The organism is Streptomyces sp. NPDC051636 (genome assembly GCF_044453765.1).
Taxonomy (GTDB): domain Bacteria; phylum Actinomycetota; class Actinomycetes; order Streptomycetales; family Streptomycetaceae; genus Streptomyces.
Genome location: NZ_JBITDA010000012.1, coordinates 1 through 25,033, shown reverse-complemented (window position 1 = coordinate 25,033; position 25,033 = coordinate 1). Strand labels below are relative to the sequence as shown.

General features: G+C 73.1%; 24 protein-coding genes. 19 read left to right on the top strand and 5 right to left on the bottom strand.

What is annotated here, in order from left to right:
* Positions 1-407 precede the first annotated feature (407 nt).
* Both ACIBBH_RS21620 and ACIBBH_RS21615 read left to right on the top strand, forming a co-directional pair.
* A complete protein-coding gene (locus ACIBBH_RS21620) occupies positions 408-977 on the top strand; it encodes a helix-turn-helix domain-containing protein (RefSeq protein ID WP_399406903.1) in 570 nt (189 codons plus the stop codon).
* A 36-nt stretch (positions 978-1,013) separates the two neighbouring features.
* Positions 1,014-1,733 carry a helical backbone metal receptor gene (locus ACIBBH_RS21615; protein WP_399407247.1) on the top strand — a complete coding sequence of 240 codons (720 nt, stop codon included), beginning with the start codon at positions 1,014-1,016 and terminating at the stop codon, positions 1,731-1,733.
* Here the strand turns inward: ACIBBH_RS21615 and ACIBBH_RS21610 are convergent.
* Positions 1,645-2,064 (bottom strand): hypothetical protein, encoded by a 420-nt coding sequence (locus ACIBBH_RS21610; RefSeq protein ID WP_399406901.1) that lies wholly within the window; start codon positions 2,062-2,064, stop codon positions 1,645-1,647. The genes ACIBBH_RS21615 and ACIBBH_RS21610 overlap by 89 nt on opposite strands.
* Positions 2,065-2,089: 25 nt before the next feature.
* Between ACIBBH_RS21610 and ACIBBH_RS21605 the strand changes: the two genes are divergently transcribed.
* On the top strand, positions 2,090-3,022 hold the full coding sequence (locus ACIBBH_RS21605; RefSeq protein ID WP_399406899.1) for a LysR family transcriptional regulator: 933 nt from the start codon (positions 2,090-2,092) through the stop codon (positions 3,020-3,022).
* 12 nt (positions 3,023-3,034) lie between these two features.
* Here the strand turns inward: ACIBBH_RS21605 and ACIBBH_RS21600 are convergent, their stop codons facing one another.
* Both ACIBBH_RS21600 and ACIBBH_RS21595 read right to left on the bottom strand, forming a co-directional pair.
* A complete protein-coding gene (locus ACIBBH_RS21600; RefSeq protein ID WP_399406897.1) occupies positions 3,035-3,721 on the bottom strand; it encodes a gamma-glutamyl-gamma-aminobutyrate hydrolase family protein in 687 nt (228 codons plus the stop codon).
* A 67-nt stretch (positions 3,722-3,788) separates the two neighbouring features.
* Complete coding sequence (locus ACIBBH_RS21595; RefSeq protein WP_399406896.1) at positions 3,789-4,523, bottom strand: FadR/GntR family transcriptional regulator; 735 nt, start codon at positions 4,521-4,523, stop codon at positions 3,789-3,791.
* A 94-nt stretch (positions 4,524-4,617) separates the two neighbouring features.
* Between ACIBBH_RS21595 and ACIBBH_RS21590 the strand changes: the two genes are divergently transcribed.
* The 3 genes from ACIBBH_RS21590 to ACIBBH_RS21580 are packed head-to-tail and all read left to right on the top strand — an operon-like array spanning position 4,618 to position 8,166.
* A complete protein-coding gene (locus ACIBBH_RS21590; protein WP_399406894.1) occupies positions 4,618-5,988 on the top strand; it encodes a glutamine synthetase family protein in 1,371 nt (456 codons plus the stop codon).
* A gap of 8 nt (positions 5,989-5,996) precedes the next feature.
* On the top strand, positions 5,997-7,376 hold the full coding sequence (locus tag ACIBBH_RS21585; RefSeq protein WP_399406892.1) for an aldehyde dehydrogenase family protein: 1,380 nt from the start codon (positions 5,997-5,999) through the stop codon (positions 7,374-7,376).
* A gap of 7 nt (positions 7,377-7,383) precedes the next feature.
* The gene (locus tag ACIBBH_RS21580; RefSeq protein ID WP_399406890.1) at positions 7,384-8,166 is read left to right on the top strand and encodes a 3-oxoacyl-ACP reductase; all 783 of its coding nucleotides are present in this window, start codon (positions 7,384-7,386) and stop codon (positions 8,164-8,166) included.
* Positions 8,167-8,191: 25 nt separating this feature from the next.
* Here ACIBBH_RS21580 and ACIBBH_RS21575 read toward each other — a convergent pair whose 3' ends face one another.
* Positions 8,192-9,394, bottom strand: coding sequence for an amino acid deaminase/aldolase (locus ACIBBH_RS21575; RefSeq protein WP_399406888.1), 1,203 nt, complete (start codon positions 9,392-9,394; stop codon positions 8,192-8,194).
* Positions 9,395-9,601: 207 nt separating this feature from the next.
* On the opposite strand from ACIBBH_RS21575, the gene ACIBBH_RS21570 reads away from it, so the two are divergent.
* The 3 genes from ACIBBH_RS21570 (at position 9,602) to ACIBBH_RS21560 (ending at position 13,420) form a co-directional block, all read left to right on the top strand.
* Positions 9,602-11,257 (top strand): hypothetical protein, encoded by a 1,656-nt coding sequence (locus ACIBBH_RS21570; protein WP_399406886.1) that lies wholly within the window; start codon positions 9,602-9,604, stop codon positions 11,255-11,257.
* Complete coding sequence (gene mycP, locus ACIBBH_RS21565; protein ID WP_399406885.1) at positions 11,254-12,429, top strand: type VII secretion-associated serine protease mycosin; 1,176 nt, start codon at positions 11,254-11,256, stop codon at positions 12,427-12,429. The genes ACIBBH_RS21570 and mycP overlap by 4 nt, the downstream gene beginning before the upstream one ends.
* Positions 12,430-12,640: 211 nt before the next feature.
* Positions 12,641-13,420: an SseB family protein gene (locus tag ACIBBH_RS21560; protein WP_399406883.1), complete on the top strand. Its 780-nt coding sequence runs from the start codon at positions 12,641-12,643 to the stop codon at positions 13,418-13,420.
* A gap of 1 nt (position 13,421) precedes the next feature.
* Here the strand turns inward: ACIBBH_RS21560 and ACIBBH_RS21555 are convergent, their stop codons facing one another.
* Positions 13,422-13,799, bottom strand: a complete 378-nt coding sequence (locus ACIBBH_RS21555; RefSeq protein ID WP_399406881.1) for a DUF1844 domain-containing protein — start codon at positions 13,797-13,799, stop codon at positions 13,422-13,424.
* 367 nt (positions 13,800-14,166) lie between these two features.
* Here ACIBBH_RS21555 and infC point away from each other — a divergent pair, with 367 nt between their 5' ends.
* The 10 genes from infC (at position 14,167) to ACIBBH_RS21505 (ending at position 24,942) form a co-directional block, all read left to right on the top strand.
* Positions 14,167-14,859, top strand: a complete 693-nt coding sequence (gene infC / locus ACIBBH_RS21550; RefSeq protein WP_399406879.1) for a translation initiation factor IF-3 — start codon at positions 14,167-14,169, stop codon at positions 14,857-14,859.
* 111 nt (positions 14,860-14,970) lie between these two features.
* Positions 14,971-15,165 (top strand): 50S ribosomal protein L35, encoded by a 195-nt coding sequence (rpmI, locus tag ACIBBH_RS21545; protein WP_004933563.1) that lies wholly within the window; start codon positions 14,971-14,973, stop codon positions 15,163-15,165.
* 98 nt (positions 15,166-15,263) lie between these two features.
* Positions 15,264-15,647: a 50S ribosomal protein L20 gene (rplT, locus tag ACIBBH_RS21540; protein ID WP_004933571.1), complete on the top strand. Its 384-nt coding sequence runs from the start codon at positions 15,264-15,266 to the stop codon at positions 15,645-15,647.
* A 120-nt stretch (positions 15,648-15,767) separates the two neighbouring features.
* On the top strand, positions 15,768-16,625 hold the full coding sequence (locus ACIBBH_RS21535) for a TrmH family RNA methyltransferase (protein ID WP_399406877.1): 858 nt from the start codon (positions 15,768-15,770) through the stop codon (positions 16,623-16,625).
* 50 nt (positions 16,626-16,675) lie between these two features.
* Positions 16,676-17,815 carry an ATP-binding protein gene (locus ACIBBH_RS21530; protein WP_399406874.1) on the top strand — a complete coding sequence of 380 codons (1,140 nt, stop codon included), beginning with the start codon at positions 16,676-16,678 and terminating at the stop codon, positions 17,813-17,815.
* A 129-nt stretch (positions 17,816-17,944) separates the two neighbouring features.
* Positions 17,945-19,069, top strand: coding sequence for a phenylalanine--tRNA ligase subunit alpha (gene pheS / locus ACIBBH_RS21525; protein ID WP_399406872.1), 1,125 nt, complete (start codon positions 17,945-17,947; stop codon positions 19,067-19,069).
* On the top strand, positions 19,069-21,573 hold the full coding sequence (gene pheT, locus ACIBBH_RS21520; RefSeq protein ID WP_399406870.1) for a phenylalanine--tRNA ligase subunit beta: 2,505 nt from the start codon (positions 19,069-19,071) through the stop codon (positions 21,571-21,573). Before pheS ends, pheT begins: the two co-directional genes overlap by 1 nt.
* Positions 21,574-21,761: 188 nt before the next feature.
* Entirely contained in the window at positions 21,762-22,850 is a 1,089-nt protein-coding gene (locus ACIBBH_RS21515; protein ID WP_399406868.1) for a PP2C family protein-serine/threonine phosphatase, read from the top strand.
* A 166-nt stretch (positions 22,851-23,016) separates the two neighbouring features.
* Positions 23,017-24,357, top strand: a complete 1,341-nt coding sequence (locus ACIBBH_RS21510) for a transcriptional regulator (RefSeq protein WP_399406866.1) — start codon at positions 23,017-23,019, stop codon at positions 24,355-24,357.
* Between the two features lie 57 nt (positions 24,358-24,414).
* Complete coding sequence (locus ACIBBH_RS21505) at positions 24,415-24,942, top strand: NUDIX hydrolase (RefSeq protein ID WP_399406864.1); 528 nt, start codon at positions 24,415-24,417, stop codon at positions 24,940-24,942.
* Positions 24,943-25,033: the final 91 nt, after the last annotated feature.

The window sequence follows — 25,033 nt, the reverse complement described above, 5'->3', positions numbered from 1 at the left end:
GGCGTTCGCTTGGCCTCGCCCAGGAAAAGGATCCAGCCAACCACACAGCGCCAAGGCATTACCCGGACCCGGCCGCCCGGCGACCGGCGTTTCCGACCACCGGCCGCTGTGCGAAGCGGGAGCCGGCCGGGCCCGCGTTCCCTCCGCCCGCCGCGCCGCTCACCGGCTCCGGCGGCCTCCCGGCCCCGCTGGTCAGCGGCTTCGTCCCGAAGGAGGCGTCCGCGCCGGGCGGGCCGGGGACTGGCGCGATCCATGAGGGTTGCACCGTTGCCGCGTGACATCGATGTGACGGCCGCATGAAACGGTTTGCCGAACATGCGTAGGGTGCAGAGAAGTCATCAGAAGTGGTGCGCCCGAAGCGGGGCACCCGGTCGGGACCGCGGCGCGCGAAGGAGGGAGCCGGAGCGATGGGCGACCACAAAGAACAACAGCCCCTCCGGGTGGGCGCGGCCGTCCGGCGGCGGCGCCGCGCGCTGGAGCTCACCCTCGCCGTCGTGGCCGAGCGCAGCGGCCTGTCGGTCCCCTTCCTGAGCCAGATCGAGAACGACCGGGCACGCCCGAGCAGAGGCTCCCTGGAGAAGGTCGCCGACGCGCTGCGCACCACCGCCGTCGAGCTCCTCGCCGCCGCCGACCCCGCCTGCAGCGTGGACGTCGTCCGCGCCGAGCTCCCCGAGACCGGCTTCGACCCCCGGGTGCGCTCCCTGGTGCGCGGTCACCACCAACTGCACGCCTCCGAATTCACCGGCGACCACGACGCGGGCCGTGAATTCCAGCACCGCAACGATGAGTTGATGTACGTCGCCGACGGCGCCGTGGAGATCGAGGCCGAGGGCCGCGCCTACCGCCTCGGCCGCGGCGACACCCTCTACCTCACCGGCGGCGTGCGCCACCGCTGGCGGGCGACGGTCCCGGACACCCGGGTGATCGTCGTCGCGGTGGCGGAGCACATCGAGGCGGTCAAGGACCGGTCCCGCTAGGGGGTGATCCACACGACACCCTCCAGGGTTCGCCGCCTGCGGGTCGTCTCCCTCGTGCCGTCCCTCACCGAGGCGGTCGCCGTGACGCTGCCCGGTGTCCTCGTCGGTGCCACGGACTGGTGCAGCCATCCGGTGGACCTCGACGTCACCCGTGTCGGCGGCACCAAGAACCCCCGGGTCGACCGGGTCGCCGCCCTCGCCCCCGACCTGGTGATCGCCAACGAGGAGGAGAACCGCGTCCCCGACCTCGACGCCCTGCGCGCGGCGGGCCTGCAGGTCCTGCTCACCGAGGTCCGGGACGTGCCGCAGGGCTTCCGGGAGCTGGAGCGGGTGCTGACCGCGTGCGGGGCGAGGACCCGGCCGCGATGGCTGGACGAGGCGGAGGCGGCCTGGTCGGCGCCGCCGGTGCCGGACCGCCGTACGACGGCGGTCGTGCCGGTCTGGCGGCGCCCCTGGATGGTGCTGGGCCGGGACACCTTCGCGGGCGACGTCCTGTCCCGGCTGGGCGTCGACCACCTGTACGCCGCCCACCCCGACCGCTATCCCCGCGTCCCGCTGGACGAACTGCGCGCCGCCGCTCCCGGTCTGGTCGTCCTGCCCGACGAGCCGTACCGCTTCACGGCCGACGACGGCCCCGCGGCCTTCCCGGGGCTGAGCTGCGCACTTGTCAGCGGACGGCACCTGACGTGGTACGGGCCGTCGCTGGCCGAGGCGCCGCGGGTGCTGGCCGGGGCCCTGCGAGCAGCTCTCCGCTGACCAGCCCGCGCACCGTGCCCACGCCCGCCGCCAGCCACGCGGCGACCAGCAGCAGGTACAGCCCGACCGTGAGGGCGTCGTAGACGGCGAGTCCCGTGTGCCGGGCCAGGGCCGCGGAGCCGGTGACGCAGGTGCCCACCGGGAAGGTGAACGCCCACCAGGTCATGGAGAAGCCCATGCCCCGGCGCCGGGCCCGCACCACGTGCGCGGCGGCGAGCCCCAGCCACAGCAGCGCGAAGCCCATGACCGAGTGGGGGCCGAGGTGGCGGACTGCTGCGGTAACCATGCGATCACGGTCGCGCGGGCGGACACGCGCGACCAGGGACTTCATCCCTATGGGGGCATAAGCTGGTTTTATGAGTGAGGCGAGGGGTGCGGCGCAGGAGCGGCGCGGGCCCGGATCACTGGCGTACCGGGTGCCCGATCTCGGGGCGCTGGAGCTGCTGCTGGCGGTGGCCCGGCTGGGCAGTCTCGGGGCGGCGGCCCGGGAGGTCGGCATCACGCAGCCGGCGGCCAGCAGCCGGATCCGGTCGATGGAGCGCCAGCTGGGCGTGGCCCTCGTGGACCGCTCACCGCGCGGCTCCCGGCTCACGGACGCCGGCGCGCTGGTCACGGACTGGGCGCGGCGGGTGGTGGAGGCGGCGGAGGCCTTCGACGCGGGCGCGCAGGCGCTGCGGGACCGCCGGGACTCCCGGCTGCGGGTGGCGGCGAGCATGACGATCGCCGAGTACCTGCTGCCGGGCTGGCTCCTCGCCCTGCGCGCCGAGCGCCCGGACACGGCGGTGTCCCTGCTGGCCGGCAACTCGGCGGCGGTGGCCGAGCGGCTCCTCGCCGACGAGGCGGACCTCGGCTTCGTCGAGGGCCTGACGGTGCCGGCCGGCCTGGACTCCGCCGTCATCGGCCATGACCGCCTGATCGTCGTCACGGCCCCCGCCCACCCCTGGGCCCGCCGCCGGCGCCCCCTCGCCGCGGCCGAACTGGCCGCCACGCCCCTGATCCTCCGCGAGCGCGGCTCCGGCACCCGCCAGGTCCTGGACGCGGCCCTCGGCGGCCTGGCCCGCCCCCTCATCGAGCTCTCCTCGACCACCGCCGTGAAGGCCTCGGCGGTCAGCGGCGCGGGCCCGGCCGTCCTCAGCGAACTCGCCGTGGGGGAGGAGCTGTCCATGCGCCGCCTGGTGAGCATCCCGGTGGAGGGGGCCACCCTGACCCGCGACCTGCGCGCGGTGTGGCCGACGGGGCACCGGCCGGCGGGGCCGGCGCGGGAGCTCTTGTCGCTGACCCGAGGCTGACCGGCCCGTGGCTCACGAAGCCGCGCGTACCAGCTCCCGCATCACCCGCACGTCCTCACCCATCTCCGGATGCCACTGCACCCCGAGCGCCCACCCGTCGGAGGCCGGCAGCTCGATCGCCTCGACCGTCCCGTCCTCCGCGTACGCCGACACGACGAGCCCCTCACCGAGCCGGTCCACGGCCTGGTGGTGGTAGGTCGCCACGGTCGTCTCCTCCGGCACGGCCTCGGCGTACCGGGTGCCGGGGACCGGTTTGACCGGGTGCCCGCCGAACACGCCGACCACTTCCGCGTGCCCGTCGAGGTGCTGCGCGAGCGTGCCGCCGAGGGCCACGTTCAGCAGCTGCATGCCCCGGCAGACGCCCAGCAGGGGTACGCGCGCGGCGAGTGCCGCGTCGATCAGGGCGAGTTCCCAGGTGTCCCGGGCGTGGGCGGGCGGACCCGTACGGGGGTCGCGCACGGCGCCGTACCGTGACGGGTCGACGTCCGGGCCGCCCGCGATCACCAGGCCGTCGAGCCGGGCCACGGTCGCGGCGGCCCGCCCGGGCTCGTCCGGCGGCAGCATCGCGGCCAGTCCGCCCGCCCGCTGGACGAGCCGTGGGTACCCGGCGGGCAGCAGCGCCGCCTCCAGCTCCCAGACGCCCCAGCGCGCCCCGGCCTCCAGGTACGTGCTCACACCGATCAGCGGCCGTCCGGTCACGCGGGCCTCCCAGTAATCCACTGCTCCGCAATCCAATGGTCCACACGCACACCTTTGCAGAGCCCGCTCATGTCAGGAACCCCCGCAGCAGCGCCGCCGTCCCCGCGCAGTGCTCCCGCATCATCTCCCGCGCTCCGTCCGCGTCCCCGTCCAGCACCGCCTCGACCAGCGCGGTGTGCTGCCGCTGCGAGTGCTCAAGGTTGCGCACCAGGAGCGGGATGCAGTCCAGCAGGTCGTTCACGGTCGCCCGGACGGCCGCGTACTGCGCGGTCAGCGTAGGCGAGCCGCACAGCTCGGCCAGCGTGAGGTGGAGCAGGGTGTCCAGGCGGCGGTAGTCGGCGAGCGGCGCGTCGTGGGTGCGGGCCAGCGCCTCGCGCAGCCGGGCCGCCTGCTCCCCGGCCAGTCCGTGCGCCGCGCACAGACCCGCCGCGCCGACCTCCAGCACCTCCCGGAAGCGGAGTACGTCCTCGATGTCGACCTCGGCGATCCGGCGCCGCAACTCGTCCTCGCCGCCCGCGTCCGTGCGCGGCAGCACGAACGTGCCGCCGTAGCGCCCGCGCCGTGCCTCCACCAGCCCCTGGTCCTGGAGCACCTTCAGCACCTCGCGCAGCGTCACCCGGCTGATCCCCAGCCGCTCCGCCAGCTCCCGCTCGGCGGGCAGCCGCTCCCCGCCCGGCACCAGGCCGAGCCGGACCACCTGCAGGATCTGCTCCAGCGCCTCCTCGAAGCCGTTGCCCGCCCGCACCGGCCGCAGCACCGGCGTGAGCCGGTCGTCGAGACCGCCCTCGGCATCCACTGACATCTGGCCGTGCCCCCTTCCCAAGCAATGGTTCTCGGCAATACCTTATGGCTCCCGGCCCGGCCGCAAAACGCGAAGAAGCCGAAGGAGCTCTCCCGTGGCAGACCGCACACCCCCGCTCAGTGTCGAGGAACTGCACGCCCTCGTCGCAGGCGGTGAGATCGACACTGTCGTCCTGGCCTTCCCCGACATGCAAGGCCGGCTCCAGGGCAAGCGGTTCGCCGCACGCTTCTTCCTGGACGAGGTGCTCCGGCACGGCACCGAGGGCTGCAACTACCTGCTCGCCGTCGACACCGAGATGAACACCGTCGACGGCTACGCCATGTCCTCCTGGGACCGCGGCTACGGCGACTTCGCCATGCACCCCGACCTGTCCACCCTCCGCCGTGTCCCCTGGAACGCGGGCACGGCCATGCTCATCGCCGACCTCGCCTGGAACGACGGCTCCCCGGTCGTCGCCGCGCCCCGCCAGATCCTGCGCCGCCAGCTGGAGCGGCTCGCCGAGCTCGGCTACACCGCCCAGGCCGGCACCGAGCTGGAGTTCATCGTCTTCAAGGACACCTACGAGCAGGCCTGGGAAGCGAACTACCGAGGCCTGACCCCGGCCAACCAGTACAACATCGACTACTCGGTCCTCGGCACCGGCCGCATCGAGCCCCTGCTGCGCCGCATCCGCAACGAGATGGCGGGCGCCGGCCTCACCGTCGAGTCCGCCAAGGGCGAGTGCAACCCCGGCCAGCACGAGATCGCGTTCCGCTACGACGAGGCACTCGTCACCTGCGACCAGCACGCCATCTACAAGACCGGCGCCAAGGAGATCGCCGCGCAGGAGGGCATGTCCCTCACCTTCATGGCCAAGTACAACGAGCGCGAGGGCAACTCCTGCCACATCCACCTCTCGCTCGCCGACGCCGACGGCAACAACGCCATGGCGGGCTCCTCCCAGGACCCGGGCGGCATGTCGGAGCTCATGCGCCACTTCCTCGCCGGCCAGCTCGCCGCCCTCCGCGACTTCTCCCTCCTCTACGCGCCCAACATCAACTCCTACAAGCGCTTCCAGCCCGGCTCCTTCGCCCCGACGGCCGTCGCCTGGGGCCACGACAACCGCACCTGCGCCCTCCGCGTCGTCGGCCACGGCCGCTCCCTGCGCTTCGAGAACCGGCTCCCCGGCGGCGACGTCAACCCGCACCTGGCCGTGGCGGGACTGGTGGCCGCGGGCCTGTACGGCATCGAGCAGAAGCTGGAGCTGCCCGAGCCTTGTCCCGGCAACGCCTACACCGCCGACTTCGCTCACGTCCCCACCACCCTGCGCGAGGCCGCCGACCTGTGGGAGAACAGCCCGATCGCCAGGGCCGCCTTCGGCGACGAGGTCGTCGCGCACTACCGCAACATGGCGCGCGTCGAGCTGGAGGCCTTCGACGCCGCGGTCACCGACTGGGAGCTGCGCCGCTCCTTCGAACGCCTGTGAGGCCCCTCTTGTCCCACGAGCACTCGTCCCACGAGCACGAGCTCCAGGTTCTGAACCCCGCCACCGAGGAGGTCGTCGCGACCGTCCCGGCCGCCACCCCGGCCGACGTGGACACGGCGGTCCTGCGAGCCACCCGGGCGCAGGCCCGGTGGGCCGCCCTCGCGCCGAGCGAACGGGCCCGGCTGCTGCGCCGCTTCGCCGTCACCGTCGACGACCACCTGGAGGAACTCGCCCGGCTGGAGGTCCGCGAGGCCGGACACACGCTCGGCAACGCCCGCTGGGAGGCGGGCAACGTCCGCGATCTCCTCGACTACGCGGCCGGGGGAGTGGAACGGCTGACCGGGCGCCAGATCCCGGTGGCGGGCGGCCTCGACGTCACGATCCTCGAACCGCTGGGCGTCGTCGGTGTCATCGCCCCGTGGAACTTCCCCCTGCCGATCGCGGCCTGGGGCACCGCCCCCGCGCTCGCGGCCGGCAACGCGGTGCTTCTCAAGCCGGCCGAGACGACGCCCCTGACCGCCCTGCGCCTTGCCGAACTCGCCCTGGAAGCAGGGCTGCCCGAGGGCCTGTTCCAGGTGCTGCCCGGCCACGGCCCGGTCGCGGGCAACGCGCTCGTGGAACACCCGGGCGTGGCGAAGATCGTCTTCACCGGGTCGACGGCCGTCGGCACCCAGGTGCTGGCGAAGGGCTCGGCGCTCCTCAAACGCGTCACCCTCGAACTCGGCGGCAAGAGCCCCAACATCGTCTTCGCCGACGCCGATCTGAAGGCCGCCGTCGACCCCTTCTCCTTCCTCGACAACTCCGGCCAGGACTGCTGCGCCCGCACCCGCATCCTGGTCCAGGAGCCCGCCTACGACGAGGTCCGCGAACTGCTCGCCGACGCGCTGTCCGCCGTGGTCGTGGGCGACCCGGCCGACGAGAAGACCCAGATGGGCCCGCTGATCTCCCGCCGGCAACTCGACCGAGTACGGGGATACGTTCCCGAGGGCGCCCCCGCCCTGCGCGGCAGCGCGCCCGACGGGCCCGGCTTCTGGTTCCCGCCGACCGTGCTCACCGGGGAGCGGCCCGACTCCGCCGCGGCCCGCGAGGAGATCTTCGGCCCGGTCGCCGTGCTGCTGCCGTTCACCGACGAGGAGGACGCCGTCCGCCTCGCCAACGACACCCCGTACGGCCTGTCCGGCTCCATCTGGACCCGGGACGTCGGCCGCGCCCTGCGGATGTCCCAGGCCGTGCGCGCCGGCAACCTCTCCGTCAACTCCCACTCCAGCGTCCGCTACTGGACCCCGTTCGGCGGGTTCAAGCAGTCCGGTCTCGGCCGCGAACTCGGACCCGAAGCCCTGACCGCCTTCACCGAAACCAAGAACGTCTTCATCAGCACGGAGGACTGAGCCGCACATGACCGAAGAAAACATCTGCCGCCGCCTGGCCGGCCGTACCGCCGTCGTCACCGGGGCCGGCAGCGGCATCGGCCTCGCCGCCGCGCGCCGGCTCGCCTCCGAGGGCGCGCACGTCGTCTGCGGCGACGTCGACGAGGCCCGCGGCAAGGCCGCCGCCGAGGAGACCGGCGGGCTCTTCGTGAAGGTCGACGTCACGGACCCCGAGCAGGTCGAGGCGCTCTTCAAGGCCGCCTACGACACCTACGGCAGCGTCGACGTCGCCTTCAACAACGCCGGTATCTCCCCGCCCGACGACGACTCCATCCTGGAGACCGGCCTGGAGGCCTGGAAACGCGTCCAGGAGGTCAACCTCACCTCCGTCTACCTGTGCTGCAAGGCCGCCATCCCCTACATGCGCCGCCAGGGCAAGGGCTCCATCATCAACACGGCGTCCTTCGTGGCCCGGATGGGCGCGGCGACCTCGCAGATTTCGTACACCGCATCCAAGGGCGGCGTCCTGGCCATGTCCCGCGAGCTGGGCGTGCAGTTCGCCCGGGAGGGCATCCGGGTCAACGCCCTCTGCCCGGGCCCGGTCAACACCCCCCTGCTGCAGGAGCTGTTCGCCAAGGACCCGGAGCGGGCCGCCCGCCGCCTGGTGCACATCCCGGTCGGCCGGTTCGCCGAGGCCGAGGAGATCGCCGCCGCCGTCGCCTTCCTGGCCAGCGACGACTCCTCCTTCGTCAACGCCACCGACTTCCTGGTGGACGGCGGAATCGCGGGCGCGTACGTCACGCCTCTTTAGGGGCGAACGCGCTGACGGCGGCCGGTCAGAGGAAGGTGTGCCCCTCGCCCCGGTACGTCGGCACCGTCGCCGTCACCGCGTCACCCTCGATCAGGTGCAGCACGTCGAACCGCTCGCACAGCTCACCGGCCTTCGCGTGCCGGAACCACACCCTGTCGCCGATCAGCAGGTCGTCGGCGGGCGAGCCGAGCAGCGGCGTCTGCACCTCGCCGGGCCCCTCCCGGGGGTCGTAGCGGAGCCCCTCCGGCAGGTACGGCACCGGCAGCCGGTCGCGGCCGGGGGCGCCCGAGGCGGGATAGCCGCCGCCGAGCACGGTCACGACGCCCACCCCGGGCCGCCGTACGACGGGCGTGGCGAAGAGCGCTGCCGGGCGGCCGGTGAAGGACGTGTAGTTGTCGAACAGCCGCGGCACGTACAGCCCCGACCCGGCGCCGATCTCCGTGACGGCGTCCTCCGCCGCGGTGTGCTGCACACTGCCCGTGCCGCCGCCGTTGACGAACTCCAGGTCGGGCGCCACCGCCCGGACCGCCCGCACCACCGCGGCCCGCCGCTCGGCCAGTTCCCGCCGGGCGGTGGCCTGCATCAGCCGGACCGCACGCGAGCGGAAGGGCCGCCCGGCGATCGCGTCACCGACCCCGGCGATGTGCCCCTCGTACGCCATGATCCCCACGAGCCGGAAGCCCGGACGCCGGGTCACCGCCCGCGCCAGGTCGGCGACCTGGGTGGGGGAGTGCAGCGGAGAACGCAGCGCGCCCACCCGGACCCGCCCGCCGAGCAGCTTCAGCGAGGTGTCCAACTCCAGGCAGACACGCACCACTTCGCGGCCACCGGCGCGGGCGGCGTCGATCAGGTCCAGCTGGGCCGGGCTGTCGACCATCACCGTGACGGCGGCGGCGAGCTTGGGATCGCCGGTGAGTTCCGCGTAACCGGCGCGGTCGACGGACGGATAGGCGAGCAGGACGTCGTCGAAGCCGGAACGGGCGAGCCACAGCGACTCGGCCAGCGTGAACGACATGATGCCCGCGAACCCGTCCTTCGCCAGCACCCGCTCCAGCAGGGCACGGCAGCGCACGGACTTGCTGGCGAGGCGGATCGGCTTCCCGCCGGCCCGCCGGACGAGGTCGTCCGCGTTGGCGTCGAAGGCGCCCAGGTCCACGATCGCGAGAGGGGCGTCGAGATGGGCGGTGGCCCGGTCGTAACGGGCCCGGTCGGCGGCGCGCGCAGTCATGCACGAAGCCTGCCAGACAGGATTACCGCAGGGTAGGGGGACGTTCCGGGCAGATGCCCCGGGCTCGTGGACTGGTTCCCGTTCGGCCGGGGCCAACCCGTAGAGTGACGCGCACGCACGGTGGAACCACCCCGGCCTCCGGCCCTGCGCCGGGATACCGGTCCGCGCGTGCGGGTACGCGTAACGGCACGAGGAAGCGGGGGGTGCATGAGCACGGAAGCGCGGCACGCCCCGGTTCCTCCCCACCGCCCCTCCCGGGGCCCCGCTCCGACGGGCGACGACGCCACGGAAGGGGAACCGCGGCCGGAGGGCGCGCGGGACAGCGCGCCCGCGGCGGATGCCGGTGCGGACGCGACGCGGGGGCGTACGCCGCAGACCGGTGCGGCGCCCGGTCGTACGGAGGGCGCTGACAGCGCGTCGGGTTCGCGTACGGCGGCCGGTCGAACGTCCTCGGATCCGCGTACGGCATCCGGTGGTGCCGCGTCCGGCTCGCGCGGGCCGGCCGCGCCGGTGCGCCCCGGTTCCGGTACGCCGGCGGCCCGCACCGCGGGTGACGTGCACACGAGCCGCCCCGGCTCGGGGTCCCCGGACCCGTGGCCGCGGTTCCCGTACCTGCGCCCCGCCTTCGCCGCACGCAACCCCACTCCCGCCGCCCCGCCGCCACCCGCCTCGGCCCGCTTCCCCGACGCGCCGCCGGCCATCGGCCGCGAACCGGGCCGCGAGCGCGCCGGCACCCCCGCGGGAGACGGCGCCCCACCCCGTCCCGGCAACCGCCCCGCCGTGCCCCACCCGCGTACCGGCGCCCCGGCCGAAACCCCCGCCGAGACGACCGCACGGCTGCGCCCGATCCCCTCGGCGGCGAAGCCCGAGCCCACCGCCGACCAGGCCTCCGAGGCCTCCGGCCCGACCGCGCACGGAACACGCCCCCCGTCCTCCCCCCCGGACGCCTCGCCCCGAGCGGCGACCGCGTCCGCGCTGTCCCCGGACCCCGCCCTCTCCTGGAGCGCGGCCCTGCCGGCGCGTCCCCCGATGGACGCCGGGCGGCCCGTGGTGTCGCTCGGGCAGACCGAGGGGTACGACGAGCGCGGCCGGCCCCGGCCGCTCGGGGCGCGGGTGCGACCCCGTACCGCCGCTGCCGCCGCCTGTGTCGTCCTCGGCCTCGGGCTCATCGGCGGCGCGGTGACCGGGAGCTGGCTCACCGGGGGCGGGGGGAGCCCCGGGACCGGCAGCGGCTACACCGCGGCCGCCGACCTGTGGCACAGCGTGCCCGTCGACCAGCTCTTCCCGCCCACCGTCGAGGGCACCGGCGCGGGCCCCGGCGGCGCCGACCGCACCTGGACCCGGATCGCCGTCGCCCCGGACAGCGGCTGCGCACACGCCTTCGACCGGCTGCTGAGGAAGGCGCTCGCCCCCGTCGGCTGCCGTCGGCTGCTGCGCGCGACCTACACCGACGCCACCCAGAGCTACGTCACCACCGTCGGCCTGCTCTTCACCAAGGCCGACGCCGCCGCCATGACCTCCCTGGCCCGCCGCTTCCAGAACGAGGGCCTGGACCGCCGCGGCGACCTGATGCCCCGCCCCTACGCCGCGAAGGACACCGTCGCCGCGGACTTCGGAGCCAAACAGCGCGCCTCCTGGACCATCTCCGTCCTCACCGACGCCCCCGTCGTCGCCTACGCCGTCTCCGGGTGGGCCGACGGCCGCCCCGTCGACGACCCGCAGCCCGCGGCGGAGGCCATGAGTTCCGGCGCCACCTCCGCCCCCGCCCAGGCGGGCCTCGGCAACGAGGCCCAGGGCCTCGCCGACCGCATCGAACGGCGCCTGCGCAAGACCGTCAGCTCGGCCACGGAGAGCCCCTCATGAACCGTACGGCCGGGGCGGCCCTGAGCCTCCTCCTCGCCGGCTCGCTCGCCCTCCTTCCGTCCACCGCGGCGCACGCCGACGGCATCCGCGCCCAGCAGTGGGGCCTGTCCGCGATGCACACCGGCGAGGTCTGGCGCACCACCAAGGGCAAGGGCATCACCGTCGCCGTCCTGGACACCGGCGTCGAGGAGGACCACCCGGACCTGGTGGGCAACGTGCTGTCCGGCAAGGACATGATCGGCTTCGGCGCCCGGCCCGGCGACCGCACCTGGGCCCGGCACGGCACCGCGATGGCCGGCATCATCGCCGGCCACGGACACGGGCCGGGCGACGGCGACGGCGTCATGGGCGTCGCCCCCGAGGCGAAGATCCTCCCTGTCCGGGTGATCCTGGAGGACGGCGACTCCGCGCGCGCCAAGGCCCGCTCCACCCGGGGCAACGCCCTCGCCGAAGGCATCCGCTGGGCCGCCGACCACGGCGCCGACGTCATCAACCTCTCCCTGGGGGACGACTCCGCCTCCGCCCACCCCGAACGCAGCGAGGACGAGGCCGTCCAGTACGCGCTGAAGAAGGGCACCGTCGTCGTCGCCTCGGCCGGCAACGGAGGCGAGAAGGGCGACCACACCTCCTACCCGGCCGCCTACCCGGGCGTCATCGCCGCGACCGCCGTCGACCGCTACGGCACCCGGGCCTCCTTCTCCACCCGCCGCTGGTACGCCACGGTCAGCGCCCCCGGCGTCGACGTCGTCATCGCCGATCCGGACCACAAGTACTACCAGGGGTGGGGGACGAGCGCGGCCTCCGCGTTCGTCTCGGGCGCCGTCGCCCTGATCAAGGCCGCCCACCCGGGCCTGACCCCGGCGCAGATCAAGAAGCTGCTGGAGGACACCGCCCGGGACGCGCCCAGCGGCGGCCGCGACGACTCCCGGGGCTTCGGCATGATCGACCCCGCCGCCGCCATCAGGGCCGCCGCCCGCCTGGCACCGGACGGCCTCCACGCGGCCGCCTACGGCGAGAAGTACTTCGGCTCCGGCCCGGACACCGCCGAGGCCGCCGGTGGGTCGTCGGGCTGGGCGGGTCCGCTGGCCGGCAGCACGGGCGGGGTGCTGCTCGTGGCGGCGGTCGTCCTGTGGCGGGGGCGCCGCGAGGAACACGGGCACGACGGCTACTGAGGCCGCCGTTCACCCCGGCTGTGACGCGGAGGCGGAAGCCGCCGCCTTCGCCGCCGACTCGGCCAGCGAGATTCCGTCTCCTGACCCGCGTTGCCGTTCGGCACCACCGCGACCAGGCAGTCGTCGCCGGCGACCGTCACGCGCCCGATGGTGCGCTGGGTTTCAGGGGCCGCACAAGCCCAGGAGCATCCCCCCTATAGGGTCGGTGACCGTGGCGAACAAGAACATTCCCGACTCCGGCTTCTCCGACGACGACGGCTCCGCCGACCCCCGGCTGAGCGCCGCGCTGGCCGCCTGGGACGAGGACCGCACCGCCGTCGGCCCTGTCCTGGAGGCGCTCAAGGGTGCCCGGCTGCTGGTACCCGTCGTGGCCGTGCTGGGCGAGGTCGAGGAGGATCATCAGGAGGGGCGCGAAGCTCCTTCGAAGGGCGGTGGTGGGAGACGGGAGGGCGGGCTGCGCCGCGAGAAGACCAGCGACATGGCCGTGCCGACCCTGAAGGCCGGCCACCGCACCGCCCTGCCCGCCTTCACCTCGACCGACTCCCTGGCCCGCTGGGACCCCGGGGCCCGGCCCGTCGCCGTACCCCTTCACCAGGCCCTGCAGGCCGCCGCGCACGAGAAGGCGGACACGATCGTGCTGGACCTGTCCGGTCCGGTGCCGTTCGAGCTCACAGGCCCCGCGCTGCTCGCCCTCGCCGAGGGCCGTACGACGCCCGACCCGCTGGCCGACCCGGCCGTTCTGCGGGCCGTACGCACCGCCGTGGCCGCCGAGCCCGCCGTGCTCCGCGCCCACCTCGGCCCCGGCCGGGCCGACGGCACCCTCGCCCTGGTCCTCGACCCGGCCGCCGCACCCGCCGAGGCCGCCCGCGCGGTCGCGCAGCGCCTGGCCGCCGACGACACACTCAGGGCCCGCCTGGTGCGCGGCCTCGACCTGGCACTGCTGCCGGCCGGGACGACGCCTCCGGGCGAGCCCCTGTACGTGCAGGAGTAGGTCAGCCGTAGACCGGACCCGTGTACTTCTCGCCGGGGCCCTGGCCCGGCTCGTCCGGGACGACCGACGCCTCGCGGAACGCCAGCTGCAGCGACTTCAGGCCGTCGCGCAGCGGCGCCGCGTGGAAGGAGCTGATCTCGGTCGTGCTCGCGTCCAGCAGACCGGCGAGGGCGGTCACCAGCTTGCGGGCCTCGTCCAGGTCCTTGTACTTGTCGCCCTCCTCGGTCAGCCCGAGCTTCACGGCGGCGGCGCTCATCAGGTTGACGGCGACCGTCACGATCACCTCGACCGCGGGGACCTCGGCGATGTCGCGGGTCATGGCGTCGAAGTCGGGGGTGCCGGGGGTCTCGGGGGTGTCCGAGGGGGAGGTCTCACTCATGCGGGACACGATAGGTGGCGGACGGGCACCTGCCCCAGTCGGCCTCGGTTAGCCCTTCCCCGCCCGAGCTGCTAACCTTGTGTGACGACCGGCCGAACGCCCCAAGACATCTGTCAGGGTGTCCGGCCCACAAGTGGAGGCTCCGATCTCCCACCTGACCGTCCTCCGGGACGGCGGGTCTCCGGTCAGGCGGCCGCCATCGTTCCGTACGGACGATGGAGTCGCCCGAAATCGCGCCCCGCGGTCATCGCGGCGGTGCTCCGGTATTCATTGGAGCCCCGCCTGTGATCGTCCGGGGCGTTTTTTGTGCTTCGGCGCGGTCAGGTCTTACGAATACAGACGTTACGCGGCTGTCCGCCAGACCGCCGTGTGGTGCTACCGAGGAGGATCCATCAGCGCCGAGCCCCGCATCAACGACCGGATTCGCGTTCCCGAGGTGCGACTTGTCGGTCCCAGTGGCGAGCAGGTGGGCATCGTCCCCCTGGCCAAGGCACTGGAGCTTGCGCAGGAGTACGACCTGGACCTGGTCGAGGTCGCGGCGAACGCCCGTCCGCCCGTGTGCAAGCTCATGGACTACGGGAAGTTCAAGTACGAGTCGGCCATGAAGGCCCGTGAGGCGCGCAAGAACCAGGCGCACACGGTCATCAAGGAGATGAAGCTCCGGCCGAAGATCGACCCGCACGACTATGACACCAAGAAGGGTCACGTCGTCCGGTTCCTCAAGCAGGGCGACAAGGTCAAGATCACGATCATGTTCCGTGGCCGCGAGCAGTCCCGCCCCGAGCTGGGCTACCGACTGCTGCAGCGTCTCGCGGAGGACGTCCAGGACCTCGGGTTCGTCGAGTCGAACCCGAAGCAGGACGGCCGCAACATGATCATGGTCCTCGGTCCGCACAAGAAGAAGACCGAGGCGATGGCCGAGGCTCGCCAGGCGCAGGAAGCCCGCAAGGCGGAAGCGAAGGCCCACCCCGGCCGGTCGCAGAACGCCGCCGAGGCCGATGCCGAGGCCGATGCCTCGGCCGATGCCGAGGTGCCTTCCGAGGAGCCCGCCGAGGCGTGATCCCGGGGGACGTCAGTCCCCAAGGACGTAACCGATACAAGAGCGACGCTCCACCGTGCCCGGTTTCACGACCGGGCATCGGAGCGCCACCGACGAGGAGAGAACGGCGCTATGCCGAAGAACAAGTCGCACAGCGGTGCCAGCAAGCGCTTCAAGGTCACCGGCTCCGGCAAGGTGCTCCGTGAGCGCGCCGGCAAGCGCCACCTGCTCGAGCACAAGTCGTCCCGCGTGACGCGTCGCCTCACCGGCAACGCCGAGATGGCCCCGGGCGACGCCGCGAAGATCAAGAAGCTTCTCGGCAAGTGACGCGGCGGCGCCGCCTGAGCGCCGTACGTCCGGACCGGGACCTCATCGTTTCCGGGCCGTGTGAGCACCCCCACGGCCCCGCTACAAGGAGTTAACAAGTGGCACGCGTCAAGCGGGCAGTCAACGCCCACAAGAAGCGCCGGGCGATCCTCGAGCAGGCCTCCGGCTACCGCGGTCAGCGTTCGCGCCTGTACCGCAAGGCCAAGGAGCAGGTCACCCACTCGCTGGTCTACAACTACAACGACCGCAAGAAGCGCAAGGGTGACTTCCGGCAGCTGTGGATCCAGCGCATCAACGCCGCTGCCCGCGCCAACGGCATCACGTACAACCGCTTCATCCAGGGTCTGAAGGCCGCGAACGTCGAGGTCGACCGCAAGATCCTGGCCGAGCTGGCCGTCAACGACGCCACCGCCTTCGCCGCGCTCGTCGAGGTCGCCCAGAAGGCGCTGCCGGCGGACGTGAACGCGCCCAAGGCCGCGTGACGCCGCGCCGGCGTTAGGCCGACGTGACCACAGGACCCGCAGGCTGACCGCCTGCGGGTCCTGCTGTTGCGGCATGCCGCGCGCACCGGAGAAGTACTCGTGACATCCAAAGGTGAACCGATGCCCGCCACCCCCGAGCTGATCTCTCCCCGTTCCGCCCGTGTCTCCGCCGCCCGGCGGCTGGGCAAGCGGAACTTCCGGGGGAAGGAACGCCTGTTCCTCGCGGAGGGGCCGCAGGCCGTGCGGGAGGCGGCTGGGCATCAAGCCGGCGGCCGGGCGACCCTCGTCGAGCTGTTCGCCACCGTCGAGGCCGCGGAGCGGTACGCGGACATCGTCGGAGAGGCCCGCACCGCCGGTGCGCGGATCCACCTCGCCGCCGAAGAGGTCATCGCCGACATCTCCACCACCGTCACCCCTCAGGGCCTCGTCGGCGTCTGCCGGTTCCTCGACACCCCGTTCGAGGAGATCCTCGCCGCCCGCCCCGAACTCGTCGCCGTCCTCGCGCACGTCCGCGACCCGGGCAACGCCGGCACCGTCCTGCGCTGCGCCGACGCCGCCGGCGCCGAGGCCGTCGTACTGACCGACGCCTCCGTCGACCTGTACAACCCGAAGGCGGTCCGCGCCTCCGTCGGCTCCCTCTTCCACCTGCCCGTCGCCGTCGGCGTCCCCGTCGAGCAGGCCGTGGCAGGGCTGAAGGACGCCGGCGTGCGCATCCTCGCCGCCGACGGCGCCGGCGACCGCGACCTCGACGACGAGCTCGACAAGGGCACCATGGGCGGCCCCACCGCATGGGTGTTCGGAAACGAGGCCTGGGGGCTCCCGGAGGAGACCCGCGCGCTGGCCGACGCCGTCGTACGCGTCCCGATCCACGGAAAGGCCGAGAGCTTGAACCTCGCCACGGCCGCCGCCGTATGTCTCTACGCGTCAGCCCGTGCACAGCGCGCCTCCGGAGGGTGCCGTTCCGTCACCCAGAGCTAGTAGGGTGACCAGCTCGGGGCCCTGCGCCGTCTGAGAGGTGGGGTACGGGGATGAGTGTCGTCGGCACCAGCACGGCGCCGGAGGGGCGGGACGTGCGACGCACCCCCGCGCCCCGGCACGGCGGCCTCGCGGAGCTCGACATCGACCCGGACGACCTGCCCGACGGTCTCGTCGTCGCCGACGAGAACGGCCGCGTCATCTGCTTCAACGACGCCGCCGAACGCATCACCGCGGTCCGTGCCGCCGATGCCCTCGGACAGCCCCTGGAGAAGGCCCTGCCGTTAGAAGACCTGGAGGGGCGGCGCTGGTGGCAGCTCACCGACCCCTACGGGGGGCTCGCCATCCGGGTGCGGCAGCCCGAGCGCAACCTCCTGCTGCCCGGCGTCCGCGAGGTCCTCGTGTCCGTCCGCTACGTGCGCAGCGAACCGGCCGGGCCCGTCCACCGCGTCGTCGTCACCCTCCGCGACACGGAGGCCCGCCGCCGCACCGAACGCAGCCACGCCGAGCTGATCGCCACCGTCGCCCACGAGCTGCGCTCCCCGCTCACCTCCGTCAAGGGCTTCACCGCCACCCTGCTCGCCAAGTGGGAGCGGTTCACCGACGACCAGAAACGGCTGATGCTGGAGACCGTCGACGCGGACGCCGACCGCGTCACCCGGCTCATCGCCGAACTGCTGGACATCTCGCGGATCGACTCCGGGCGGCTGGAGGTGCGCCGCCAGCCCGTCGACATCGGCGCCGCCGTCGGACGGCACATCCAGGCCTACGTCGCCGCCGGGCAGCCCGCCGACCGCTTCCTGCTCCGCATCGAGCAGCCGCTGCCCGCCCTGTGGGCCGACCCCGACAAGATCGACCAGGTGCTCAGCAACCTCATCGAAAATGCCGTGCGGCACGGTGAGGGAACCGTCACCATTGACGTCACGCCCTCGGCGTCCCCCCGCGAGGGTGAGGAAACCGGCACGTCGGTCACGGTGAGCGACGAGGGGCCCGGCATCCCGGAGGAGTCCATGAACCGCGTCTTCACCCGCTTCTGGCGGGGCAGCAAGCGCGGCGGCACCGGCCTCGGGCTCTACATCGTCAAGGGCATCGTCGAGGCCCACGGCGGCACCATCACGGTCGGCCGCGCCCCCGGCGGCGGCGCCGAGTTCCGATTTACGTTGCCCGTGGCGGCCCCGGCCTATCTGGCGTAGGGCGCACCGCGGGCGCATTCGTCTGTCTCCACCCCGTTAGACTCGGCCTTTGGCACCTTTGTGTCCTTCACACGGCCCAGGAGTCGGTGACGGGGACCTCCAGCCAGCCAATCGGAAGCACGGGAAGAGATGTCGGCACCGAATAAGTCGTACGACCCTGTAGAGGTCGAGGCGTTGAAACCGGAAGAGATCGAGCGCATGCGGGACGAGGCGCTCGCCGCCTTCGCCGCCGCGGACTCCCTCGACGCGCTCCACGAGGCCAAGGTCGCCCACACCGGCCCCGCCTCCCCGCTGGCCCTCGCCAACCGCGAGATCGGCGCCCTGCCGCCGCACGCCAAGGCCGACGCCGGCAAGCGCGTCGGCATGGCCCGCGGTGCCGTCAACAAGGCACTGGCCGCACGCCAGGCCGAGCTGGAGGCCGAGCGGGACGCCCGGGTGCTGGTCGAGGAGTCGGTGGACGTCACGCTGCCCTACGACCGCGTCCCGGCCGGCGCCCGGCACCCGCTGACCACCATGATGGAGCGGGTCGCGGACGTCTTCGTGTCCATGGGGTACGAGATCGCCGAGGGCCCCGAGGTCGAGGCGGAGTGGTTCAACTTCGACGCCCTGAACTTCACCCCGGACCACCCGGCCCGGCAGATGCAGGACACCTTCTTCGTCGACGGCCCGAAGGGCGAGGACGGCGAGTCCGGCGTCATCCTGCGCACCCACACCTCGCCCGTGCAGGCCCGCGCCCTGCTCTCCCGCGAGCTGCCGGTGTACATCGTCTGCCCCGGCCGCGTGTACCGCACCGACGAGCTGGACGCGACCCACACCCCGGTCTTCCACCAGATCGAGCTGCTGGCCATCGACGAGGGCCTGACCATGGCCGACCTCAAGGGCACCCTGGACCACATGGTCCAGTCGCTCTTCGGCCCGGAGATGAAGACCCGGCTGCGCCCGAACTACTTCCCCTTCACCGAGCCGAGCGCCGAGATGGACATGCTCTGCTACGTGTGCAAGGGCGAGTCCGTCGGAAACCCCGACCGGCCCTGCCGCACCTGTTCGTCCGAGGGCTGGATCGAGCTGGGCGGCTGCGGCATGGTCAACCCGCGGGTGCTGGTCGCCTGCGGCGTCGACCCGGAGAAGTACAGCGGCTTCGCCTTCGGGTTCGGCATCGAGCGGATGCTGATGTTCCGCCACAACGTCGAAGACATGCGAGACATGGTCGAGGGTGACGTCCGGTTCACCCGGCCGTTCGGGATGGAGATCTGATGCGGGTCCCGCTTTCTTGGCTGCGGGAGTACGTCGACCTGCCGGCGACGGAGACCGGGCGCGACGTCCAGGAGAAGCTGATCTCGGTCGGCCTCGAGGTCGAGACCGTCGAGCAGCTCGGCGCCGACCTCAAGGGGCCGCTCGTCGTCGGCCAGGTGCTGACCATCGAGGAGCTGGAGGGCTTCAAGAAGCCGATCCGCTTCTGCACGGTCGACGTCGGCCAGGCCAACGGCACCGGTGAGCCCCAGGAGGTCGTCTGCGGCGCCCGCAACTTCGCGGTCGGCGACAAGGTCGTCGTGGTCCTCCCGGGCGCCGTCCTGCCCGGCGGCTTCGCGATCTCCGCGCGCAAGACGTACGGCAAGACCTCCCACGGCATGATCTGCTCCGCCGACGAGCTGGGCATGGGCGACGACGGCAGCAAGGGCATCATCGTGCTGCCGCCGGAGCACGAGGTCGGCACCGACGCGATCGAGCTGCTGGAGCTGGTCGACGAGGTCCTGGACATCGCCGTCACGCCCGACCGCGGCTACTGCCTGTCGATGCGCGGCGTGGCCCGTGAGACGGCGATCGCCTACGGCCTGCCGCTGCGCGACCCGGCCCTGATCGACGTTCCGGCGCCGAACGCCTTCGGCTACCCGGTCCAGGTCGCCGACCCCTTCGGCTGCGACCGATTCACCGCCCGCACCGTCTCCGGCCTCGACCCGGAGGCGCACTCCCCGATCTGGCTGAAGCGCCGCCTGCAGAAGGCCGGCATGCGCCCGATCTCCCTCGCGGTCGACGTCACGAACTACGTGATGCTGGAGCTGGGCCAGCCCCTGCACGCGTACGACCGGAGCCGTGTCCAGGGCACCATCGGCGTGCGCCGGGCGGAGGCGGGCGAGCGGCTCACCACCCTCGACGGCGTGACCCGCACCCTCGACGCCGCGGACCTGGTCATCACCGACGACCGCGGCCCCATCGGCCTCGCGGGCGTGATGGGCGGCGCCAACACCGAGATCGACGACACCGAGGGCACCACCACCGAGGTCGTCGTGGAGGCCGCGCACTTCGACGCGCTCTCCATCGCACGCACGGCCCGCCGCCACAAGCTGGCCTCCGAGGCCTCCCGCCGCTTCGAGCGCGGCGTCGACCCGCAGGCCGCCTCCGCCGCGGCCCAGCGCACGGTCGACCTGCTGGTGCTCCTCGCGGGCGGCACGGCCGACGCGGGCGTCACCGAGGTGATCGCCCCGCCCGCGCCCCGCACCATCACCATCCCGGCGAACCACCCGGACAAGGTCGCGGGCGTCGAGTACGGCCGCGAGACCGTCGTACGCCGGCTGCAGGAGGTCGGCTGCGACGTCTACGGGCAGGACGAGCTGATCGTCACCGTCCCCTCCTGGCGGCCCGACCTCACCGACCCGAACGACCTGGCCGAAGAGGTCATCCGCCTCGAGGGCTACGAGAACCTGCCCTCCACCCTGCCCAAGCCCCCCGCGGGCCGCGGCCTGACCGAACGGCAGCGGCTGCACCGGCGCATCGGGCGCGCGCTGGCCGGCGCCGGATACGTCGAGGCGCTGAACTACCCCTTCATCGGTGAGCAGGTCCTGGACGACCTCGGCATCGAGGCGGACGACCCCCGCCGTACCGTGGTCACCCTCGTCAACCCGCTCTCCGACGAGGAGCCCGCCCTCCGTACGACGCTGCTGCCGGGCCTGCTCGGCGCGCTGCGCCGCAACGACGGCCGGGGCAGCCACGACCTGGCGCTCTTCGAGACCGGCCTGGTCTTCCGGCCCACCGGCGAGGAACAGGTCCCGGTCCGGCTGCCCGTCGACCGTCGGCCCACCGACGAGGAACTGGCCGGCCTCGACACCGCGCTGCCGCGCCAGCCGCGCCGTGCCGCCGTGGTGCTCGCGGGGGCCCGGGAGCAGTCCGGCTGGTGGGGCAAGGGACGCCCGGGCGACTGGGCCGACGCGGTCGAGGCCGCCCGCGCCGTCGCCCGTGAAGCGGGCGTCGCGCTGACCGTCCGCGCCGACCAGCACGCGCCGTGGCACCCGGGCCGCTGCGCCGCGCTGTACGCCGAGGTGGACGGCGCCGAGACCCTGGTCGGTCACGCCGGTGAGCTGCACCCGCGTGTCGTCAAGGCACTGCACCTGCCGGAGCGCACGTGTGCGATGGAGGTGGAGCTCGACCTGCTGGAGCGGGCCGGCAACGGCCCGGCCAGGGCCCCGCGCATCTCCTCCTTCCCGGTCGCCACCCAGGACGTGGCCCTGGTCGTGGACAGGTTCGTCCCGCACGCGGACGTCGAGGCCGCGCTGCGCGAGGGCGCCGGTGAACTCCTGGAGTCCATCCGCCTGTTCGACGTCTACGAGAACGCCGAGCAGCTGGGCGAGGGCAAGAAGTCCCTGGCGTACGCGCTCCGCTTCCGCGCGGGGGACCGGACGCTGACGGTGGACGAGGCCTCCGCGGCCCGCGACGCGGCGGTGGCCCTCGCGGGCGAGCGCACGGGTGCGGTGCTGCGGAGCTAGCAGTACGGGAAGCGCCCGGAAGGGGCGCTTCACCTGCATAAATGCAGATGTCAGGTGAGCGCTCACTCATTCGGGTGAGAAGTCCGGGTGATCCCGCCCTTTCGGGGGCATGCCGTCGACAGAATCGGACCGGCCTTTCGAGGCCGGTCCGATCCGCTCTGTCAGGGCCTGCATGGGGGGCCATCGGCATGATCCGCATCAAGGCACGGGCGCCCACCCGACGGGGGTCCGTACGCAAGCCCGACCGCCGGCCGCTGTGCCGCGCGCTCACACTGGGGCTGCCCACGGTCTGGGGAGCCTTGGCGGTCACCTACAAACTGGCCTGTCCGCTCGCCCAGCACGACGGGACCGGTGCCCGGATCGCCACCAGCGCCGTGTTCTTCGCGGTCGGCACCGGCCTGATCGTCCACGTCCGCCGGACGCTGCTGCGCGAGCTGCGGCAGGCCCGCCGGGTGGCGGGGGCCGCGCAGAGCGTGCTGCTGCGACCGCCGCCCCCACGCCTGGACGGCCTGAGCGTCGCCGCGGCCCAGCTGTCCGCCGACCGCGGGGCGGTCATCGGCGGCGACCTGTACGAGGCGGTGGCCACCGAGCACGGCGTCCGGGTGGTGATGGGCGATGTGCGCGGGCACGGCCTGTCCGCCATCGGCACCGTCGCCGCCGTGCTCGGCAGCTTCCGCGAGGCCGTGCACGACGAGCCCGAACTTGCCCGTGTCGTGCGGCGGCTGGAGCGCGCCCTGGCCCGTCACCTGCGCGAGCGGGCCCGCGCAGAACACCCCGCCGGCGGCCTGGACCCCGACCAGCCGGTCGCCGAGGAGTTCGTCACCGTCCTCCTCCTGGAGATCGCCCGCGACGGCGAGATCCGCGCCCTCAACTGCGGCCACCCCTGGCCGTACCTGCTCAGCGGCACGGGAGTCGTCCCCCTCACCCGCGCGGACCCGCTGCCCCCGCTCGGCCCGTTCCCCCTCCCGCCCGACCTCCCCGCCACCCACTGCGGCCACCTGCGTCCCGGCGAGACCCTGGTCCTCTACACGGACGGGGCGGAGGACGCCCGGGACGCCCGGGGCCGCTTCTTCTCCCTGCCGACGGTGCTGGCGGAGGCCGTACGCGACCATTCGGTCAGGCCCCAGACCCTCCTGCGCCGGGTGTTCACCGCCGTGCTCCGCCACACGGGCGGCACACCGACGGACGACATCGCGCTCCTGGTCCTGCGCAACGACCGCCGCCCCGATCCCTGGACCACCAGAGCCAACGCCGACGGCCAGGCCACCGCTGTATGAGGGGGAGCCGGCGGCCCGGCCGGCCTCTTGCGAGGCAATTCAGTCAACCGGCCGGCGACTCTCCGCAACAGCGCGCGCACAGCACGGATTCGAGCATTCCGTTCACACCCCGTGTGAAGACGAACGCACTACGCTAACGGCACCGAGCCACACCCGGGGGGCATCCATGCAGCCCAACACTCTGCTCGACGCGATCCTCGACGAGGCCGGGATCTCGCACGCCGGTCTCGCCGCCCACGTCAACCAGGCGGGCCGCGCACGCGGTCTCGCGCTCCGGTACGAACACACCGCCGTGGCCCGGTGGTTGAAGGGCCAGCGGCCACGCGGCCAGGTACCCGACCTGATCTGCGAGGTGCTCGCCGCCCGGCTGCAACGGCCCGTCACCCTGGACGACATCGGCCTCGGAGTGCCCGGCGAACCGAGCGTCCCGCACGGCACCTCGCTCTCCGGCTTCGTCGAACGCGCCACCGCCCTGTGGCGCTCCGACGAACAGCAGCGCCCGCACATCCTCGGCGCCCCCGCGGTCACCGGCACGCCCGCCGTGATGCCGGTGTGGGAATGGGAGAACCCACCCGAGGACGTGGACGTCTCGCGCGGCGGCCGGCACCGGGTCACCCCCGCCGACATCCAGATGCTGCGCGCGGCCCGCACTCACTACGAGCAGATGTACCGCAAGGCCGGCGGCATCGCGACCCGCACCCGCATCGTCGGCTTCCTCAACGCGGAGGCGGCTCCGCTGCTGCGCGGCAGCTACACCGACGCGACCGGCCGCCAACTGCACCGGGCCACCGGCGGGCTGGTGGCGATCGCCGGCATCTGCGCGTACGACTCCGACGCGCACGGCCTGGCCCAGCGCTACTTCCACCAGGCCCTGAGGCTGGCGAAGGCCAGCGGGGACCGCGGACTTGGCGCGTACGTGATCGCCCTGCTGGTCAACCAGGCTCTGTTCATGCGGGAGTACCGGCAGGCCGTCGCCTTCGCGGAGGCCGCGCTGCGCGCCGCCGGCCGCCACATCACGCCCGCCCTCGCCTCCGACCTGTACGCGATGCAGGCGAAGGCGTACGCCCACCTCGGCGACGGCACGAGCGCGCTGTCCTGCATCCGGCGGGCGGAGACGGCCGCCGAACGCATCCGGCGCGGGTACGAGCCCGACGAGACCGGCTATGTCCAGCCGGGCCTGGTCAACGTCCAGGTGGCCGAGGCGCTGCTCAGCCTCGGCGAACTGGCGGCGGCCCGGGAGCACGCGGCGGCGGCCGTGGACAACCCCGCGCACGACCGGGGCCGGGTGCACCGGCTCGCCATGCTCAGCACCATCGAACTGCGTCAGGGCAACGCGGACAAGGCGGTGGCCACGGCGGTCCAGATGGCAGAACAGGCGCGGGGGATGGAGTCCCAGCGACTGCGCGACCGACTGCGCGCGGTACGCGAGCACCTCGTGCGCAGCGGCTGTGCGGGCACCACCGAGGCCGCCGAACTCATCGACGGCGCGCTGCGCGTACCGCTGTAGGTTCAGGAGACACGCTGCTGCGATATTGCCACTTACTCGGCGGAAGGTGGCAGAACCGTGCAGTGGACGAAACAGAACGAACAAACGGTGTACGCAAACCGCTGGTTCAGCGTCAATCTCGCAGATGTCGAGCTGCCGGACGGCCGGCACCTCGACCACTTCCTCATACGGCTGCGGCCCGTCGCCGTGGCCACGGTGGTCAACGAGGCCAACGAGGTCCTCCTGCTGTGGCGCCACCGCTTCATCACGGACAGCTGGGGGTGGGAACTGGCCGCGGGGGTCGTCGAGGACGGCGAGGACATCGCGTGCGCGGCCGCCAGGGAACTCGAGGAGGAGACCGGCTGGCGGCCGGGACCCCTGCACCACCTCATGAGCGTGGAGCCGTCCAACGGCCTCACGGACGCCCGGCACCACATTTACTGGGCCGACGAGGGCGAGTACGTCGGACACCCCGTGGACGACTTCGAGTCGGACCGCCGGGAATGGGTCCCCCTCAAGCTCGTCCCCGACATGGTCGCCCGTGGGGAGGTCCCGGCCGCCAACATGGCGGCCGCGTTACTCCTGCTGCACCACCTCAGGTCCTAGGCGGTTTCGTTTGGATCATCGGGCGGACCAGAGGAAGATGCCGGCGATGTGGAGTCCGGCGAGGTAGATGGTCGCGGTCTTGTCGTAGCGG

Bases quoted from the DNA above. Each gene is read 5' to 3' on its own strand.
- ACIBBH_RS21535 (WP_399406877.1), top strand. From the start codon at position 15,768: ATGCCCGCCACCCCCGAGCTGATCTCTCCCCGTTCCGCCCGTGTCTCC.
- ACIBBH_RS21605 (WP_399406899.1), top strand. From the start codon at position 2,090: ATGAGTGAGGCGAGGGGTGCGGCGCAGGAGCGGCGCGGGCCCGGATCA.
- ACIBBH_RS21510 (WP_399406866.1), top strand. From the start codon at position 23,017: ATGCAGCCCAACACTCTGCTCGACGCGATCCTCGACGAGGCCGGGATC.
- ACIBBH_RS21555 (WP_399406881.1), bottom strand. From the start codon at position 13,799: ATGAGTGAGACCTCCCCCTCGGACACCCCCGAGACCCCCGGCACCCCC.
- rpmI (WP_004933563.1), top strand. From the start codon at position 14,971: ATGCCGAAGAACAAGTCGCACAGCGGTGCCAGCAAGCGCTTCAAGGTC.
- pheT (WP_399406870.1), top strand. From the start codon at position 19,069: ATGCGGGTCCCGCTTTCTTGGCTGCGGGAGTACGTCGACCTGCCGGCG.
- mycP (WP_399406885.1), top strand. From the start codon at position 11,254: ATGAACCGTACGGCCGGGGCGGCCCTGAGCCTCCTCCTCGCCGGCTCG.
- ACIBBH_RS21595 (WP_399406896.1), bottom strand. From the start codon at position 4,523: ATGTCAGTGGATGCCGAGGGCGGTCTCGACGACCGGCTCACGCCGGTG.
- ACIBBH_RS21530 (WP_399406874.1), top strand. From the start codon at position 16,676: ATGAGTGTCGTCGGCACCAGCACGGCGCCGGAGGGGCGGGACGTGCGA.
- pheS (WP_399406872.1), top strand. From the start codon at position 17,945: ATGTCGGCACCGAATAAGTCGTACGACCCTGTAGAGGTCGAGGCGTTG.
- ACIBBH_RS21570 (WP_399406886.1), top strand. From the start codon at position 9,602: ATGAGCACGGAAGCGCGGCACGCCCCGGTTCCTCCCCACCGCCCCTCC.
- ACIBBH_RS21515 (WP_399406868.1), top strand. From the start codon at position 21,762: ATGATCCGCATCAAGGCACGGGCGCCCACCCGACGGGGGTCCGTACGC.
- ACIBBH_RS21575 (WP_399406888.1), bottom strand. From the start codon at position 9,394: ATGACTGCGCGCGCCGCCGACCGGGCCCGTTACGACCGGGCCACCGCC.
- ACIBBH_RS21620 (WP_399406903.1), top strand. From the start codon at position 408: ATGGGCGACCACAAAGAACAACAGCCCCTCCGGGTGGGCGCGGCCGTC.
- ACIBBH_RS21610 (WP_399406901.1), bottom strand. From the start codon at position 2,064: ATGAAGTCCCTGGTCGCGCGTGTCCGCCCGCGCGACCGTGATCGCATG.
- ACIBBH_RS21580 (WP_399406890.1), top strand. From the start codon at position 7,384: ATGACCGAAGAAAACATCTGCCGCCGCCTGGCCGGCCGTACCGCCGTC.